This window comes from Candidatus Accumulibacter sp. ACC007, from assembly GCF_907163205.1.
Classification (GTDB): Bacteria; Pseudomonadota; Gammaproteobacteria; order Burkholderiales; family Rhodocyclaceae; genus Accumulibacter; species Accumulibacter regalis.
Genome location: NZ_CAJQUD010000005.1, coordinates 116447 through 133895, shown reverse-complemented (window position 1 = coordinate 133895; position 17449 = coordinate 116447). Strand labels below are relative to the sequence as shown.

Sequence of the window (17449 nt, the reverse complement as noted above, 5' to 3'; positions counted from 1 at the left end):
GATCCTACATCCGGTCAGTCAGGTCGACCACCCGGCCCACTTCCTCGAGCGCCGTCGATCCGTCGAGAACGCGGCGCAGCCCGTCGTCGGCCAGCGTGGCAAAGCCCTGGCGGCTGGCCAGCGTGCGCATTTCCCGGAAGGTGCTGCGCCTGGCGATCAGCTCGTCCATGTCGGCATTGATGCGTAGCAGCTCCATGATCGCCAGGCGCCCACGGTAGCCCTGAAATTCGCAGCGCTCGCAACCGCCCGGTCGATAGACCACCGGCCGCGGCCCGTCGGCCAGGGTGCCGAGCAGGCGGGCCTCGTGCGCTTCGGCCTGGTAGGGGAGCTTGCAGTGCACGCACAGCCGCCGGACCAGCCGCTGAGCGATGATGCCGATGATATTCCCGGCCATGATGTCCGGGACGATACCGATATCGAGCAGGCGGGGGATGGCGCCAATCGCCGAATTGGTATGCAGGGTCGAATACACCTGGTGCCCGGTCATCGCCGCGCGCAAGGCCATCTCGGCGGTTTCTGCGTCGCGCACTTCGCCGACCAGAATGATGTCCGGGTCCTGACGCATCATCGAGCGGATGCCGTTGGCGAAATCGAGTTTCACCGAATCGGCGGCCGAAGTCTGCCGAACCATGGTCATCGGATACTCGACCGGATCTTCCAGGGTCATGATGTTCACGCCCTCGGAGTTGATGTGGTTGAGCACCGAATAGAGCGTGGTCGTCTTGCCGCTACCGGTGGGGCCGGTGACGAAGACGATTCCTTCGGGCCGGGCGATCATCAGCTTCAGTTGGTCGAGCTGCTTGTCGGCGAGCCCCAGTCCCTCCAGCGGCACGATGCCTTTTTGCCGGTCAAGGATGCGCAGGACGATGTTCTCGCCGTGAATCGTCGGTTGTGCGGAAACGCGAAAGTCGATCTGCCGACCGCGCAGGTTGAGCGAAATGCGGCCGTCCTGGGGGGCGCGGGTTTCGGCGATGTTCATTCCGGAGAGGACCTTGATGCGCACCGCCATCGCCGGCCAGTAGGTTTTGTGCAGCGAGCGGATCTGCCGCAGCATGCCGTCGATGCGGTAACGAATGCGCAGGAAACTGGCTTCCGGCTCGAAGTGGATGTCCGAGGACTCGCGCTTGACGGCGTCGGTGAGGATCGAGTCGATCAGCCGAACAACCGGCTGGCTGTACTCGTCAGCCGATGATTGCAGTCCACGGAAGTCGATCTCGCCGGTCTCGATCTCGTGCAGGATGCCGTCGATCGACAACTCGTGACCGTAGTACTGGTCGATGGCGCGGTCGATTTCGGTTTCGCCGGCGAGCAGGGTTTCGATTTCGATTTCGTCGCTGGCCAGCGTACGTATTCTGTCCAGCGCGACGATGTCGTTGCTGTCGGCAATGGCGACCGTCAAACGCAGGTTTTCAGCGTCGTAGTCGAGCGGCAGCAGGTGGTGGCGTTTGGCAAGATCGCGCGGAACGAATTTCAGCGCCGACGGGTCGATGATCGCATTCGAGAGATCGACGCTCTGCTTGCCCAGACTCTCCGAAAGTGCGTCGCGTAGCGTCGCCTCGGAGACGAAGCCGAGTGACACCAGGAGCTTGCCGATCGGCCGGTTGGACTTCATCTGCTCGAGCAGGGCGATACGCAGCTGGTCCTCGCTGAGAATTCCCTTGCCGAGCAGGATCTGGCCGAGTGGCCGGGAATGGACGGGAGTAGCTGCAGCGTTCATGAGCGCGTGGACGGGCACTTCAGTGATAGCGATCGTCGCGGAGGATCGCGATCATTGCTGCAGTTCAAGGATGCGCTGTGTGGCCGCATTCCTGTCGAAGGCGGAGGGCGAGGTGTCGGCGGCGCTCAGGGCCATCTGGTAGTACTGCGCAGCCAGCTTCTTCTGGCGCAGGTGGTCGAGACTGACGGCGACGTTGAAAACATGGTCAGCGTTTCCCGGCTCCAGCGAATAGGCCTGGAAATAGGCCTGCTGGGCGTCGCTCCAGCGGCTTTGCCCGGCGTAGAGGTTGCCGAGGGCGAAGAACAAGGCCGACGAGTCGGGCTGGCGGGCGATCAAGGTCTTCAGACGACTCTCGGATTGACTGGCGCCGCTCTGCCCGCGCATGTTGATCAGCGCCGCCTGCGCAGTCACGTTGCCGGGATCGGATTCGAGAACTTGCAGAAACAGTCCCTGCGCACGCTCAAGCTGGCCCTGTCGGTTGGCAATTGCTGCCAGGCCGAGCAGGGCATCGGCATTTCTGGGGTCGCCGCGCAGGACCTGTTCGTAGCCGCGGCGCGCGTCGTCGAGACGGTCCGCAAGCCAGGCGTCGTAGGCCTTTTCAAGGGTCTGCGTCGCTTGCTTGCGGCCGGAGCTGCGTTGGAAAACCTCCGCCGCCGCTGCTCGCGGAGTCATGGTGCCGTCGCTCGGTGCGCGCCTTGTGGGCGAGGATGAGGAGGCGTCCGGCTGTCGGTTCGCCGGCGTTGATCGCTCGGGCGCTTCTCCGGCGGGCGTTGCCGCGGGCGGCTGATCACCTTGCGCTTCTGCGGCCATCTGCAGTGTGCTGGCCGGTGAGTGGGCGAGCGGCGTTGCTTGCTGCATTGCCGGTGTTGCGGGATAGGCCGGCGGCCGCGCGGCGGCCGTCGGTGCGACCAGTGTTGCGCCGGAAATGGACTGCAATTGCCACCAGAAATAGCCGCCGATGGCGATCGTCGCCACGCCGAGCAGGCCGAGAAAGAGCCATAACGAGGTGCGTGACCTAGGTGTCTGCTTGACGGCAAACAGGTTCCTCGCTGCTGTCCGCTCGTCCGCCTGCTGACTGTCGAAGGCGGCTGCCGAGCGTGCCGCTGTGGGTGCACGTCCTGTCGCCGCTGCCGACGGGCGTCGCGAAGCCAGATCGGCTTCGACTGCATCGAGGTCCTCGGCAAGCGACGAGAATGGCTGTTCGTCGGATGGTGCCGGCGTTTCCAGCGGCAGAGGGTCGAGGCGCAGTTCGCCCGCCACCGTGGCGGTTGGCCGAGCGTTGGCGCTGGCCTTGCGCTTGGCTTCCTCGGCGCGCCGCAGCGCGTCCATCAGCAGACTCACTGCAGTGGCTCCGGAGTGCGCTCGGGGAGCGAGAACGGCCGATAGACCTGGTCGGTCTTGAAGAAATCCTTGCCCGGCAGGACGTCTCTGAAGCTGCTGAAGTCGCCATCGATCGAGGCATCCTTGATCACCGTTGGGCGGATCAGGACGACCAGTTCCGTCTTGGCAGACGAGTTGTTGCGAGTGTTGAACACTTCCCCGATAAACGGAATGTCGCCGAGGCCGGGCAGGCGCCCGGCCCGGTTATCCAGGCGGTCTTCCATCAGCCCGCCAAGGACAGCGATGTCACCGCTTTCGACACGCATGATCGACTCGATTTCGCGCATGCGAATCTGCGGCACGAGGTTCTTGATGTTGTTGGCGGCCAGGCTCGGGTTGGGATCCTGCTTTAGCTCGGCAATGCTGGAAATCGACGGGCGAACGTTCAAGGTGACCGTGCCGTTGTCGCTGATCTGTGGCGTCAGGCTCATGAAGAAACCGATCGACACCGACTGTGGCGTGGTCGTCGTGGTTACCGTGGCGTTGGTGTTGGTGTTGCCCGGAACGACGTCCTGCTTGACGTTGAAGTAAACGAAATCCTCCGATACCTTGAGCGTCGCGGTCTGGTTGTTGAGCACGGTCAGTTTCGGGCTGGAGAGCACCTTGACGGTGCCAAAGGCACGCAGCAGTTCCACGGTCGACAAGAGATTCAAGGGGTCGAGGTTCCGGTACTTGAGGACGTAGGGGGTGACCACACTACCGACGTTGGTCGTCAAGGCGGGTTTGGTCACGCTGTAGTCGCTGCCACTGGTGAAACGACTCCATTCGATACCTTGCTGGTAGCCATCGCTCAGGCCAACCTCGATGATCGTCGCCTCGATCAGCACCTGCCGCCGGGCGCTGCCCATCACCCGATCAAGGAATTCCTGGACTCTTTCGTGTTGTCGAGACGTCGCTCTGACGTTGATCACCCCGGTTTCCGGATTGGCGATCACCGACGCCGCCTCGCGGAAAGTCATGCGCTTGACGACCGTGGCGCCGGCATTCTGCAAGGTCGCCGGGTTCGGACTGCCGGCCAGGTTCTGTGCGAGTTGCGTCAGGCGAGCCGTAGTGCCCGCTGCCGTGGCTGTTCCGCCGGTGCCGGTTGTGCTTTGCGACGCACTTTGCTCGGTCACTGTCTCGGTCGTTCCTTCCGGGAAAATCTTGTCGGTCTCATGCAGCAGGTCTTTCAGGTTTTTCTCGAGAGAAGCCCAGAAACGGTTGTTCGATTTGTTCTCGATCTGAATTCGCGAGGTGTTGCCAGTTCCCGCAGCGCCGCCACTGCCGGTGGCCAGCGCGCTGGTCGAAATCTGCGTATTGGTCGACACGGTACCGGTCACATCGCGAGAGATGTTGACGTAGTCGACCTTGTAGTTCTTGAGATAGGGGGTGTCGGGCATCACCGCCAGGTTCGGGCCATCGAGTTCGAAGCGCATATCGACCTGCTTGGAAATGCGCGTAAGCAACTGCGGAAGGGTCTGATCGATGGCGTTGAGGGTCACTTCTCCGACAATGCCGGGATGGATGTCGACGTTGAGTTTGGCATCGCGGGCCAGGGCAAAGAGCAGATCATGAACCTGCACGTTGTTCACCACCACGCTGTAGGTTTCAGTCTTGGCAGCCGGCCGTGGTCTCGGTAGCGAGAGGCTCTGTTGCACCGGGGCAGGAATGGTGCCCGGCGTACTCGGCGCGCTGTCTTGCTGCAGGTGAGCGGCTGCCGGCCCGCTGCTCAGCGTCGTTGGCGTACACGCGCCGAGGAGAAGGGCAAGAAGGATGGCGCTGAGAATTGGCAGAGGCACGCTCGAGCTTGCTCCGGTTAACAGTGGAGTTGATGATACCACGACAGAACTTCGATGCAAGTGCATGATTTTTATTGTGTTACGACCAGGCTCGTAGCTGCTTCCGAGGGGCTGGTCAGCGTAGTCTGCTGACCGATCGAACGTAGGGCTTGCTCGCCGGGCTGACCTCGGCGAGCTTGGCCAGCGCCGCGTTGGCCAGCTCGCGCGACGGGTAGTCGCCGTAAATGACGCCGAGCCGGTCTTTGCCGCTCAGATTCGAGCGATAGATCCGAAGCTGACGAAGATCCAGCGTCGTTGCATTCTTGTCAATGAAATCAAGTACTTCTTTCTCACTGCTGGCATCGACAACGAGCAACTGAATGAAGAAATGGCTATCCGGAGTCTTTGCCAGCCAGGCTTTGCTTGCCGCGCTGCGCTCGGCCAGCGTCAGTGGCGGTTGCGCGTACGGCGCCTCGGCAACGCCGACAGGCGGCGCCGCGAGCGCTGCGCCGGAAGGCGCCTCCGGTGGCGAAGTCGGCGCGCCAGCTTTCGGCTCGACGGCCTGCTCCGCCGGCACAGCGAGCGGCGGAGCGGTAACGATCGGTGCCGCGAGAGGCGTGCTGCCAAGGCTCTGCTTTCCGGCAGAGTAGGCCAGGAAGGCGATGGCACAGACGCCTGCCGCGGCTCCTGCCCAGGCCCAGCCAACGTCGAAACGGCGACCGAGGCGCCTGAATCCGGCATCGCGAATCGCGCTGCGCACCTGCCGTCGATCGACCTGATGCACGCCTTCGGAGAAGGCGGCGAGCAGCGCCTTGTCGGCAAGTATGTTGATACGTCGACTGAGCCCTTCGGAGGCCTTGCTGATCAGCTCTATGGCCCCTTTGGTGAACGGATCCGGACCCCGATAACCGGCAGCGCGCAGGCGGAAGAGCAGGTAAACGGATACATCATTGTGGCGCAACGGTTCCAGCCTGAAATTTTGTGTGATGCGGTCATTGAGCTGGCGCATGTCTGCCTGCTGCAGGCGGAAATCGAGCTCGGGTTGACCAAAGAGGGCAATCTGCAGCAGTTTGTGACGATTGGACTCGAGGTTGGAAAGCAGGCGGATTTCTTCCAGAGCCTCTGGAGGCATGGCATGGGCCTCGTCGATCAGGGCCACCACCTGGCGCCCGCTGCCATAGATTTCCAGGAGACGTTCCTGCAGTGAGCGCAGGAGCAGATGGCTGCGCCCTTCCGCTGGCGGGATGCCAAGCTCGTCGGCGATGGCGAAGAGAATTTCTTCGCGCGAGAGCATCGGATTGGCCAGATAGATCGTCTCGACGTTGTCCGGCAGCTTCTCGAGCAACATCCGGCAGAGCATGGTCTTGCCGCTACCGACCTCGCCGCTCACCTTGACGATCCCCTCATCGTGCGTAATCGCGTAGATCAGCGCCTCGAGCGTCGCACCGCGCTTGCCGCCAGAGAAAAAGAACTCGGTATGTGGCGTGATGCGAAAGGGGGGTTGATGCAGGCCGAAATGCTCGAGGTACATCACAGTTCCCGCGCCGACGATTCCATGCGGTTGTAGAGTGTCGTGCGATGGATGCCGAGCAGGCGCGCGGCCTGGCTGACATTGCCATGCGCCAGCTTCAGCGCGGCCTCGATATAGCCGCGTTCGGTGGCGTTGAGCAGCCCATCGAGGCTGAACGGCTCGCGTTGCCGCAAACGCTGTGTTGCCGCCGCGACGATGGCCTCGCTAGCGGCCTCGTCGCTGCCCGGAGCGATGTTGGCCGAAGCGGCCAGCGGCTCGTCGGGGACGTCAAGCTCGGCTTCCAGCGCGGCGACGTCGACGATCTGCCCCGACTGCTTGCTGGCCAAACGAATGACGATATTGCGCAACTCGCGGACGTTGCCTGGAAAAGCGTAGTCGAGCCAAAGAAGTCTTGCCTCGGCCGAAAGGGTGAATGGCAGCTGCCGCGTCTGTGCCGCGTACAGTTGCCGGAAGTGCTCGAGCAGGAGCAGCTTGTCGTCGCCCATCTCGCGTAAGGGCGGAGCAACGATCGCGCATACCGACAGGCGGTGATAGAGATCGGCCCGAAAATTGCCGGCGCGCACCTCCTTGCGCAGGTCGCGGTTGGTGGCGGCAATGATACGTGCCCGGCTGAAGCGCTGCTGGGTTTCGCCGACCCGCTGATATTCGCCGTTTTCGAGTACCCGCAGCAGCTTGGCCTGGAGTTCGAGTGCCAGTTCGCCGATCTCGTCAAGGAACAGCGTGCCGTCGGTCGCGTCTTCAAAGTAGCCCGCCTTGGTGGCGACTGCGCCGGTAAACGCGCCGCGAGCGTAGCCAAAGAGCGTCGCTTCAACTAGGTTTGGCGAGATGGCAGCGCAATTCAGCGCCAGAAACGGCTTCTCGCGGCGGCGCGTATCGTAGTGCAGACAGGCAGAGGCGATTATCTCCTTGCCGCTGCCCGACTCGCCTTCTATCAGCACCGCGAAAGGCAGGTCGGCATACTGGCGCAGCTGCACGCGCAGCTTCTCGATGGCCGGGCTGTGACCGATCAGCGGCGAGGCATCCTCGCCCTGGCGTCTTGCGTCGAGGGCGCGAAAGGCCAGGGCGCCCTGGAGAACCTGCTGCAGGTCGCCCGGGTTGCACGGCTTGGCCACGAAATCAGCAGCGCCGAGTGTACGTGCGTGGCGAGCATTGCCGTCCTCGCTTTGCCCGGAGAGAACGACGATGCGGATCTCGGGAGCGATCTTGAGCAGGTCCGATATCAGCGCAAAGCCCTCGTCCGGACGATGCGGCAGCGGCGGCAGGCCGAGATCGACCAGAGCCAGCTCCGGCGGTCTGCGCAACTGGCGAAGCAGCTGCAGGCAATGCGGACGAGAATGGCTGGTGACCACTGCGAAGAGCGAACTCAGCGAAAAACTCAAGGTGTCACAGATGAGCGGGTCGTCGTCAACGATCAGCAGTAGGGGTTTTTCGGGCAGGAAGATTTCCGTCATGGGAAAGTGAAAGAGCGGGCGGTCGTTTCGGGATAGCCTAACACGTCATTGTTCCACCATTGCACCGGGCGCCAAGCAATTCACGCGGCCTCCTCTGGCTATCCGTTATAATCGGCTTTTTTTCGTCTCAGGATGCAGAAGTGTCTGACGATAATCTTGTCGAGATCAAGGATCTTGATTTCGCCTACGACGATCGACCGATCCTCAAGGGCATCAGCATGCAGATCCCGCGCGGGAAGGTCGTCGCCATCATGGGTGGTTCGGGTTGCGGCAAGACGACCCTGCTCCGGCTGATCGGCGGCCAGCTCAAGCCCAGTCGCGGCGACGTTCTCGTCGACGGTCGGTCGGTACCCGAGTTGCGCGCCGACGAACTCTACGCCCTGCGCCGGCGCATGGGGATGCTGTTTCAGTTCGGTGCCCTATTCACCGATATCTCGGTGTTCGATAACGTCGCCTATCAGATGCGCGAGCACACCGACCTGCCCGAAGATCTGATTCGCGACATGGTGCTGCTCAAGCTCAATGCCGTCGGCTTGCGCGGCGCCAGCCGGCTGATGCCCGCTGAACTCTCTGGCGGCATGGCCAGGCGGGTGGCGCTGGCACGGGCGATTGCCCTTGATCCGATGCTGATCATGTACGATGAACCCTTTGCCGGTCTCGATCCGATCTCGCTCGGAGTCATCGGACAACTGATTCGCAAGCTCAACGATGCGCTTGGCGCGACATCGATCATGGTCACCCACGACATTCAGGAATCCCTGCAGATCGTCGATTACATCTACTTCATGTCGGACGGAAAAGTGGTCGCCCTGGGTACGCCCGACGAAATCCGCGCTTCGCAACACCCCTTTGTTCACCAGTTCGTTTTCGCGCAGGCGGACGGACCGGTTCCCTTCCACTATCCGGCAGAGCCGCTCGATCGCGAACTGCTGGCGAAAGACGCGTATGAGCAATCCTAGGCAGAACAGTCGCGCTTCGGTGCTCTCGGGAGTCACCCGTCTGGGACACCGCGTCAACGACGCGCTGCAGCGACTCGGCTTCGCTGCGCGCTTTTTTGTCATGCTCCTGCTGCTCTCCGGGCAATCATTCCGGCGCCTGCACCTGACCATCCGGGAACTCTACTTTTCCGGCTTCCAGTCGCTGCTGATCATCATGGTTTCGGGGCTGTTCATCGGCATGGTGCTGGGCATGCAGGGCTACGAGACCCTGCAACGCTACGGTTCGGCCGAGGCGCTCGGGGTCCTCGTGGCGCTGTCGCTGGTGCGCGAACTTGGCCCGGTCGTCGCTGCCCTGCTTTTCGCTTCGCGCGCCGGTTCTTCGATCACCGCCGAAATCGGCCTGATGAAGGCCACCGAGCAGCTGACCGCGATGGATATGATGGCCGTAAATCCGATTGCCCGCGTCGTGGCGCCGCGGTTCTGGGGCGGGGTCATCTCGATGCCCTTGCTGGCCGCCCTGTTCTCGACCGCCGGTGTCTTTGGTGGCTACCTGATCGGGGTAGTCTTCATTGGCGTCGATGAAGGTGCCTTCTGGTCGCAGATGCAGGCTTCGGTCGATTTTCGCTATGACATCTGGAGCGGCATCATCAAGAGCTTCGTCTTCGGTGTCGCCGTTTCGTTGATTGCAGTCTTCGAGGGCTACGATGCCGTACCGACCGCAGAAGGTGTTTCCAGTTCGATCAAGAGCACCGTCGTCCAGTCGGCACTGGCAATCCTGGCCCTCGACTTCGTACTAACCTCGTTCATGTTCCGGGAGGCTTGATGAGTCGCAAGTTGCTCGACCTGTGGGTCGGAATTTTTGTTGCCGTGGGGCTGGCTGGCATGCTCTTTCTGGCACTCAAGGTCGGCAATCTGTCGGCCGGAAATTTCGCCGAAACGTACCCGGTGACGGCCAAGTTTGCTAACATCGGCGGCCTGAAAGTCAGGGCGCCGGTAAAGAGCGCCGGTGTCGTCGTTGGGCGGGTGGTCGACATCCATTTCGATCCCAGTGAGTACGAAGCGGTGGTGACATTCAATATTGACGAGCGTTATCGCTTTCCGAAAGATACGTTTGCCTTGATCCTGACCGCTGGTCTGCTCGGTGAACAGTACGTCGGGCTTGACCCGGGCGGTGACGAAAAAATGCTGGCCGCGAACGATGTCATCTCGAAAACGCAGTCGGCGGTAGTTCTGGAAAGCCTGATCAGTCAGTTCATGTTCAGCAAGGCTTCAGAAGCTCCGAGCGAATAGCAGATAGAAAGGAAGATCGTGAAACCACAGCTTTCAAGGCGTCTATCGGCGTACGTCTGTGCAACGGCCATCACCGTCGCCAGTGGCTGCGCAAGCACGCACAATGATCCGGCGGACCCCTTCGAGGGTTTCAACCGCGCCATGTTCGCCGTCAATGAAGGCCTCGACACGGTGGCCATCAAACCGGTTGCCCAAGGCTACGACGCGGTGACTCCGCTGCCGGTAAAAGTCGGGGTGGGCAACTTTTTCGGTAACATCTGGGACTCGTGGACAGCGATCAATAATCTTCTGCAGGGCAAGGGAGGCGACGCTCTTTCGGATGTCGGTCGGGTGCTGATCAACAGCACCATCGGCATTGGCGGCGTCTTCGATGTGGCCAGCGAAATGGGTCTGACCAAGCACTCCGAGGAATTCGGCCAGACGCTCGGCAAGTGGGGGGTCCCGGACGGGCCTTACTTCTACTGGCCGATCATCGGTCCGCGCACCACTCGCGACACCTTCGGCTGGATGGTCGACACCTATTACGATCCGGTCTGGCGCGTGGACAACATACCCTTGCGCAACAGCCTGGTTGCCGTCCGTTACGTTGATTTGCGCGCCAGCGTCCTGCCCACCGACAAGGTGATCGAAGAGGCGGCGTTCGACAAATACTCGTACATCAGGGATGCCTACCTGCAGCACCGGCGCAACGAGATCTTCGACGGCGACCCGCCACGCATTCCACTTGACTACTGATCGACCGCGCAGGCTAATGCCAACCCGCCTGCGCGGGGTCGAATCCTCTATTGCACGGAAAGATGCCATGAAATATCTGTTTTCGTTGTTATTCGCCCTGACGGTCCTGTCCGGCAACGCGGGGGCGCAGCAAGGGTCGCCTGACGCACTGGTCCAGAAGGTCACCGATGACGTTCTGACCATCGTTCGCCAGGACAAGGACATTCAAAGCGGTGACACCAGAAAGGCGATCAAACTTGTCGAGACCAAGGTCCTGCCGTATTTCGATTTCCACCGCATGACTGCCCTGGCCGTCGGACGCAACTGGAGCAAGGCGACGCCCGAGCAGAAGAAGCGCTTGGCGGAAGAGTTCAAGAAGCTGCTGGTACGCACCTACTCGAACGCGCTGACCTCGTACAAGGACCAGACCATCACCTATCGCCCGAGCAAGATCGACGCTGCCGAGACTGACGTGGTGATCAAGACCGAGATCGTCCAGCCAGGCAGCAAGCCGGTGCAGCTCAGTTACGCGCTCGAGAAACAGGGCGACGGTTGGAAGGTTTACGATGTCATCGTCGCCGGTGTCAGCCTGGTCACCAACTATCGAGGCTCCTTTGCCCAGGAAGTCCGCAACAAGGGAATCGATGGCCTGATCCAGATGCTCAGCGAGCGCAACACGCAGCTGGAAACCAGCAACTCGTGATCGAGCAAGCGGAAGGCGGGCTGCGCGTCACTGCGCCGATGGTCATCGCCAACGCGCGCGCGCTTTACGAGGCCGGGCGCCGCGCCTTGAACTCTGCCCAACGCTCGGCGAGCGTGCTGCTTGATCTGGCCGGGGTTGCCGAGGTCGATTCGTCAGCCCTGGCGACCCTTTTTGCCTGGCAGCGCAAGGCGGCGGAGCGTGCCGTGAAGTTGCGCGTCGTCAATCCGCCAGCAAGCTTGATCAGCCTGGCAGCGCTGTACGGCGTCTCCGAACTGCTTCCCCTCGCCTGAACGGGCGAGTTGGTTTCGATGCCGTTCCCGATGCCATGAGCGTCGCTGTCGCCATTTCTCGGGTGGAAAAGCGCTTTGGTTCGCTGCGTGCGCTTGCCGGTGTTTCGCTGCAGATCGCCGAAGGTGAGTTCTTCGGTCTGCTCGGCCCGAACGGTGCCGGCAAGACGACCCTGATCTCGTGCCTCGCCGGTCTCGTCCGCCCCGACGCCGGCCAGCTGACGGTGATGGGCCACGACGTGGTCAGCGATTATCGCGAAGCCAGACGCCGGCTTGGGGTGGTGCCGCAGGAGCTGGTTTTTGACCCCTTCTTTTCGGTCCGTGAAACCTTGCGCATTCAGTCCGGCTACTTCGGCATTCGTCGCAATGATGACTGGATCGACGAGATTCTCGCCAACCTTGATCTGACCGCCAAGGCGGACACCAATATGCGCCGCTTGTCCGGCGGCATGAAGCGGCGCGTTCTCGTGGCGCAGGCGCTGGTGCACAGGCCGCCGGTGATCGTCCTCGACGAACCTACCGCCGGCGTCGATGTCGAGTTGCGCCAGGGTTTGTGGCAATTCATCCGCCGCCTCAATCACGACGGCCACACGGTCATCCTGACCACGCACTATCTCGAGGAAGCCGAAGCCCTGTGCGCCCGGATCGCGATGCTCAAAGCGGGACGGGTGGTGGCCCTGGACACGACGCGCAACCTGCTCGCGCGCTTCTCGGGCCAGACGCTTAACCTGCGCCTGGCGGGGCCGGTGCAACTGCCGCCCGTGATGCGCATGCGCGCGAGCGAAAGCGGCGGCACCTGGACATTCCAGCTCGCCGGTCTCGACGAGCTGGAACCGCTGCTCGCAGGGTTGCGTGTCGGCGGCTGCGTGATCGAAGAAATGCGCTTGACGCAACCCGACCTCGAGGACGTCTTCCTTGGCGTCATGCAAGGCCCTGCCGGCAAGGAGGAGGCGCCGTGTTGAGTGGTTTTCGGACCCTGCTCTACAAGGAGCTGCTGCGTTTCTGGAAAGTCAGCTTCCAGACCGTCGGCGCACCGGTACTGACTGCGTTGCTCTACCTGCTCATCTTCTCGCACGTACTGGAGTCGCATGTGCAGGTCCACGGCGTGCCGTACGGCGCCTTTCTGATTCCCGGGCTGGTGATCATGTCGGCCCTGCAGAACGCCTTCGCCAACAGCTCGTCGAGCCTGATCCAGTCGAAAGTCACCGGCAGCGTCGTGTTCGTTCTACTGCCGCCGATCTCCTACGTCGAGTTTTTTCTCGCCTATGTCGTTGCAGCGATGCTGCGCGGCGTGATGGTCGGGGTCGGGGTGCTGCTGGTGACCATGTGGCTGGCACCGCTGACTTTCGTTGCCCCGCAATGGATTCTCGTGTTCATCGTCCTCGGTGGCGGGATCATGGGAACGCTGGGGATGATCGCCGGCATCTGGGCCGACAAGTTCGACCAGTTGGCGGGTTTTCAGAACTTTCTGATCATGCCGCTGACCATGCTCTCCGGCGTCTTCTACTCGATTCATTCGCTGCCCGAGTTCTGGCAGCTGGTTTCTCGTTTCAATCCCGTGTTCTATATGATCGACGGCTTTCGCTTCGGCTTTTTCGGCGTCTCCGACGTGGCTCCGGAAAACAGCCTGGTAGTGGTCACCGCAAGTCTCCTGCTGGTCTCGGCGGCGACGCTGGCGCTGCTCAGGAGCGGCTACAAACTGAGGTCCTGACTCATGATGCACCCTGAACAAGTCCAAGCCATCATCGCCGAAGGCATTGCCTGCGCGCATCTGGAAGTTGCCGGCGATGGCCACCATTTCGAAGCGCTGATCGTCAGCGCCGAGTTCATCGGCAAGAACCGTGTGCAACGACAACAAGCGGTGAATGAAGTGCTACGTCAGCACTTCGACAGCGGCCAACTGCACGCGCTGTCGATGAAAACGCAAACGCCCGAAGAGTGGGGTGCAACGCGTGGATAAGCTGCTGATCGAGGGTGGCATCCCACTTTCCGGCGAAATCGCCATCTCCGGCGCCAAGAACGCCGCCCTTCCGATTCTCTGCGCCAGCCTGCTTTCTTCCGAACCGCTGCATCTGACCAACGTTCCCCGGCTGAAAGACATCGCGACGATGTTGCGCCTGCTTGTACAGATGGGCGTCGAGGTTGAGGACCTGGGTGTCGATGGGCTGGTCCTGAATAGTCGCGGGCTCGACAACCCGCTTGCCCCTTACGACATGGTCAAGACGATGCGTGCGGCGATCCTGGTCCTCGGCCCGCTGGTCGCGCGCCACGGCGAGGCGCGGGTCTCCTTGCCCGGTGGCTGCGCAATCGGCGCGCGGCCGGTCGAGCAGCACATCAAGGGGTTGCAGGCAATGGGCGCACAGCTACGCGTCGAGCATGGCTACATCCATGCCACGGCCGGCGCCAAAGCCGGGCAGCGCGGCCTGGCCGGCGCGCGTATTTTTACCGACATGGTCACCGTCACCGGGACCGAGAATCTGATGATGGCCGCGGTATTGGCCAAGGGGGAAACGGTCATCGAGAATGCGGCACGCGAACCCGAGGTCGTCGATCTGGCCAATTGCCTGGTCTCGATGGGCGCGCGGATTGCCGGTGCCGGCACCGACAAGATCCGCATTCAGGGCGTCGAACGTCTGCACGGAGCGACACACGCCATCATGGCCGACCGTATCGAGACCGGAACCTATCTGTGTGCTGCCGCGGCGACCGGCGGCCACGTTCGTCTGACCAATACCTCGGCGGCTTATCTCGATGCAGTGGTCGACAAGCTGTTCGACGCCGGCTGCGAGGTGCTCAGCGAACGCACAGCGATCACCCTGCAGGCGCCGCCGCGACTCAAGGCGGTGAGCATCCGCACGTCGCCTTACCCGGCTTTTCCGACGGACATGCAGGCCCAGTTCATGGCCATCAACTGTGTCGCCGAAGGGTCGTCGGTGATCCGAGAGACGATCTTCGAGAACCGATTCATGCACGCCGTGGAGTTGATTCGCCTGGGTGCGGACATCAAGATCGATGCCAGCAACGCCATGGTTACCGGCGTCGACCACCTCGACGGGGCGACCGTAATGGCCACCGATCTGCGCGCCTCGGCCAGTCTGGTCATCGCCGGCCTGGTGGCGCAAGGCGAGACGAAGATCGAACGCATCTATCACCTTGACCGTGGCTACGAACGCATCGAGGAGAAACTCGGTCAGCTTGGCGCGCGCGTTCGACGGATCAGCTGACAAAGCCAGCAGCAAGGCAGAGGAACGCGGTGGGCCAAAGTGGCCAGGGTGCGCTGGCCACTACACTACCACCAACTACCCCGGCCTTCAGCGAGCGGGCGATGGGCCTTCAATCAGTTGCAGGTCGTTGTCCTGGGCGAAATTCAGGACGAAACGATAGGCCATGGGTTCCACTTCGTACAGGCTACCGTCGACGAAAACAGCCTTTTCACCTTTGTAGCTCCGCGGGCCGACGTACGGCGAATACCTCATTCGCTTCTCGGCGCCAAAAGCCGACAGAACTCCGCAGAGTCTCTCTGCCCAATCGCTTGGACGGAACTTCTTGCCGGCGGTAGTCAGCCCGACGATAGTGAACGAGGCGTGCGACGAAGTGGTCATATCTGGGTGAGATCGTAACAAGAGAAGCCGCGAATCATGCGCGGATCGTCGTTGAACGGCTGGAAAAGGCAGCGACGGCCCGATTCTACCAGAAAGGCGTCTGCAAGGCGGCGCTTGCCGCTCTCGGTAGGCAACGTGATGCGCCGCGGAGGGCAAACACGGCTTGCGCTGGTATCTCGGGGGCCCGGCCGCGGCTTGTTGTTGCCGCGAGAGGCCCGCTTAGCCGAGGAGCGTCGCTTGCGGATGGTGGGCGATAGTGGGATCGAACCACTGACTTCCACCGTGTGAAGGTGGCACTCTACCCCTGAGTTAATCGCCCAGCTTGTTGTTTCGTGGATGGTCCGCGCTGCGGAGGCCGGCTCAGCTGCGATCCCCTGCGCATCAATCTCGTCCGATTTGCGCCGGAAGGAATGCAATTGCCTGCCCCAACCTAGCCATTCAGCCTGTCCGACCTCGCCGCGTTCAGGCGCCAAGCCGACAGCAGGCGGGATTAGATCACAAGTCGATAGACGGGTCAATCGACCGTGTCGCCTGCGCAGCAGCAGCGGTTGGAAGTCGGTACGGTCGTGGTTGCGGGCGACGGGTCAGCGCAGGTAGCGTACACGCAAGCTCAGCCAGCCGTCGGGGATGCGCAGTCTGCCGCCGCGCTCAGACCCGCGCCGATGCGGCAGGCACGTCGCGCCGTGTCGGGCCGACGTAGAGCTGGCGCGGACGGGCAATCTTGTATTCCGGATCGGCGCGCATCTCTTCCCACTGCGCCATCCAGCCGGCGGTGCGCGCCACGGCAACGATGCAGGCAAACATCGAAGCGGGCAGACCAAGCGCTTTCTGCAGGATTCCCGAGTAGAAATCGACGTTCGGATAGAGCTTGTTCTCGACGAAGTAAGGGTCTTCGAGGGCTATCCTGTCGAGTTCTATGGCCAGCTTGAACAGTGGATCATTTTCGAGACCGAGTTCTGTCAGCACTTCGGTGCACAGTCTGCGCATCAGCTTTGCACGCGGGTCGAAATTTCGGTAAACGTAGAGACCAAAGCCGGTGACCTTGGAACGGTCGCTCTCGATTCTCGAGCGGCTGATCATCGCCGCGACTTTCCGCACATCGCCGACTTCCTCAAGCATTGCCAGACAGGCTTCGCTGGCGCCACCGTGCTCGCGACCCGACAGGCAGGCAATCGCGGCAGAAATACAGGCGAAGGGGTTGGCCCCGGACGAGCCCGCCATGCGTACCGTCGAGGTTGAAGCGTCCTGAGCGTGGTCGGCGTGCAGGATCAGAAGCCGGTCGAATGCCCGCATCAGAACCGGGTTGAGCTTGAACTTCTCGGCCGGATTGGCAAACATCATGTTCACGAAGTTGGCCGCGTAATCGAGGTCGGCGCGTGGGCTTATCGGCGGATGACCCATGGTGTACTTGTAGGCCATGGCCGCCAACGTCGGCATCTTGGCAATGATCCGATGAATGGTAAGACTGCGCTGCTCGACATCGGAAAAGTCGGCAGCTTCGCGATGAAAGGCTGACAGCGCGCCGACAACCCCAACCATCACCGGCATGGTATGCGCGTCGCGGCGAAAGCCATGGTAGAAGTTCACCATCTGGTTATGTACGGGAGTGTGCTTCGTGATCGTCGCCGCAAAGCCTGCCTTCTGCTCGGCATTCGGCAGTTCGCCGTTCTTCAGCAGATAAGCAACCTCAAGGAAGTCGCAGTGCTCGGTGAGTTGCTCGATCGGATAGCCTCGATAAAGGAGCTCACCCTTGGCGCCGTCAACGTAGGTAATGCTCGATTTGCAACTGGCCGTCGACTCGAAGCCGGAGTCGTACCCGAAACGATCGGTGTTGCCGCCGAGTGTACGAATATCTACACATTCGTTGCCGTGCGTTGGCGTCAGAATCGGAAAGTGCACCGGAGGTTCGCCGGTAATGGTCAAAGTCGCCTTATGTTCGCTGCTCATCACTCAATTCCCCTTCAGATACTCGACATCACGACGTGCAGGTGGAAGACGGGACAGTCGTAACGCTCCCGGTTGATGCTTGCCAAGGCCCACGGACTCGGCACCTTCACCTGCGCTCACTTGGAACATTTT

Annotated in this window: 17 protein-coding genes and 1 tRNA gene; 10 read left to right on the top strand and 8 right to left on the bottom strand. The window is 61.8% G+C overall.

What is annotated here, in order from left to right:
* Window positions 1-4: 4 nt before the first annotated feature.
* From QZ634_RS13645 to QZ634_RS13625, 5 genes are all read right to left on the bottom strand, one after another.
* Window positions 5-1717, bottom strand: coding sequence for a type II/IV secretion system protein (locus QZ634_RS13645; RefSeq protein WP_291989222.1), 1713 nt, complete (start codon window positions 1715-1717; stop codon window positions 5-7).
* A gap of 51 nt (window positions 1718-1768) precedes the next feature.
* Window positions 1769-3058, bottom strand: a complete 1290-nt coding sequence (locus QZ634_RS13640; RefSeq protein ID WP_291989220.1) for a tetratricopeptide repeat protein — start codon at window positions 3056-3058, stop codon at window positions 1769-1771.
* Window positions 3055-4875: a pilus (MSHA type) biogenesis protein MshL gene (mshL, locus tag QZ634_RS13635; RefSeq protein ID WP_291989218.1), complete on the bottom strand. Its 1821-nt coding sequence runs from the start codon at window positions 4873-4875 to the stop codon at window positions 3055-3057. Before mshL ends, QZ634_RS13640 begins: the two co-directional genes overlap by 4 nt.
* Window positions 4876-4990: 115 nt before the next feature.
* Window positions 4991-6385 carry an AAA family ATPase gene (locus QZ634_RS13630; RefSeq protein WP_291989216.1) on the bottom strand — a complete coding sequence of 465 codons (1395 nt, stop codon included), beginning with the start codon at window positions 6383-6385 and terminating at the stop codon, window positions 4991-4993.
* Window positions 6385-7836: a sigma-54 dependent transcriptional regulator gene (locus QZ634_RS13625; protein ID WP_291989213.1), complete on the bottom strand. Its 1452-nt coding sequence runs from the start codon at window positions 7834-7836 to the stop codon at window positions 6385-6387. The genes QZ634_RS13630 and QZ634_RS13625 overlap by 1 nt, the downstream gene beginning before the upstream one ends.
* Window positions 7837-7976: 140 nt before the next feature.
* Between QZ634_RS13625 and QZ634_RS13620 the strand changes: the two genes are divergently transcribed.
* The 10 genes from QZ634_RS13620 to murA all read left to right on the top strand — a co-directional run bounded on the left by QZ634_RS13620 (window position 7977) and on the right by murA (window position 14992).
* Window positions 7977-8795, top strand: a complete 819-nt coding sequence (locus QZ634_RS13620; protein ID WP_043569655.1) for an ABC transporter ATP-binding protein — start codon at window positions 7977-7979, stop codon at window positions 8793-8795.
* The gene (mlaE, locus tag QZ634_RS13615) at window positions 8782-9597 is read left to right on the top strand and encodes a lipid asymmetry maintenance ABC transporter permease subunit MlaE (protein WP_043569652.1); all 816 of its coding nucleotides are present in this window, start codon (window positions 8782-8784) and stop codon (window positions 9595-9597) included. The genes QZ634_RS13620 and mlaE overlap by 14 nt, the downstream gene beginning before the upstream one ends.
* Entirely contained in the window at window positions 9597-10064 is a 468-nt protein-coding gene (gene mlaD, locus QZ634_RS13610) for an outer membrane lipid asymmetry maintenance protein MlaD (RefSeq protein ID WP_043569650.1), read from the top strand. Before mlaE ends, mlaD begins: the two co-directional genes overlap by 1 nt.
* Before the next feature lie 18 nt (window positions 10065-10082).
* A complete protein-coding gene (locus QZ634_RS13605; RefSeq protein ID WP_291989211.1) occupies window positions 10083-10799 on the top strand; it encodes a VacJ family lipoprotein in 717 nt (238 codons plus the stop codon).
* Window positions 10800-10866: 67 nt separating this feature from the next.
* Window positions 10867-11481, top strand: coding sequence for a phospholipid-binding protein MlaC (locus QZ634_RS13600; protein WP_291989209.1), 615 nt, complete (start codon window positions 10867-10869; stop codon window positions 11479-11481).
* Window positions 11478-11771, top strand: a complete 294-nt coding sequence (locus QZ634_RS13595) for an STAS domain-containing protein (protein WP_291989206.1) — start codon at window positions 11478-11480, stop codon at window positions 11769-11771. Before QZ634_RS13600 ends, QZ634_RS13595 begins: the two co-directional genes overlap by 4 nt.
* Window positions 11772-11806: 35 nt before the next feature.
* Window positions 11807-12730, top strand: coding sequence for an ABC transporter ATP-binding protein (locus QZ634_RS13590; RefSeq protein WP_291989204.1), 924 nt, complete (start codon window positions 11807-11809; stop codon window positions 12728-12730).
* Entirely contained in the window at window positions 12727-13479 is a 753-nt protein-coding gene (locus QZ634_RS13585; protein WP_291989202.1) for an ABC transporter permease, read from the top strand. Before QZ634_RS13590 ends, QZ634_RS13585 begins: the two co-directional genes overlap by 4 nt.
* A gap of 3 nt (window positions 13480-13482) precedes the next feature.
* A complete protein-coding gene (locus QZ634_RS13580) occupies window positions 13483-13728 on the top strand; it encodes a BolA/IbaG family iron-sulfur metabolism protein (protein ID WP_043569639.1) in 246 nt (81 codons plus the stop codon).
* A complete protein-coding gene (gene murA / locus QZ634_RS13575; protein ID WP_291989200.1) occupies window positions 13721-14992 on the top strand; it encodes a UDP-N-acetylglucosamine 1-carboxyvinyltransferase in 1272 nt (423 codons plus the stop codon). Before QZ634_RS13580 ends, murA begins: the two co-directional genes overlap by 8 nt.
* 87 nt (window positions 14993-15079) lie before the next feature.
* Here the strand turns inward: murA and QZ634_RS13570 are convergent, their stop codons facing one another.
* The 3 genes from QZ634_RS13570 to gltA all read right to left on the bottom strand — a co-directional run bounded on the left by QZ634_RS13570 (window position 15080) and on the right by gltA (window position 17317).
* The gene (locus tag QZ634_RS13570; protein WP_291989198.1) at window positions 15080-15370 is read right to left on the bottom strand and encodes a DUF3579 domain-containing protein; all 291 of its coding nucleotides are present in this window, start codon (window positions 15368-15370) and stop codon (window positions 15080-15082) included.
* Between the two features lie 244 nt (window positions 15371-15614).
* Window positions 15615-15689 (bottom strand) — tRNA-Val (locus tag QZ634_RS13565).
* Between the two features lie 329 nt (window positions 15690-16018).
* The gene (gene gltA, locus QZ634_RS13560) at window positions 16019-17317 is read right to left on the bottom strand and encodes a citrate synthase (RefSeq protein ID WP_291989196.1); all 1299 of its coding nucleotides are present in this window, start codon (window positions 17315-17317) and stop codon (window positions 16019-16021) included.
* Window positions 17318-17449: the final 132 nt, after the last annotated feature.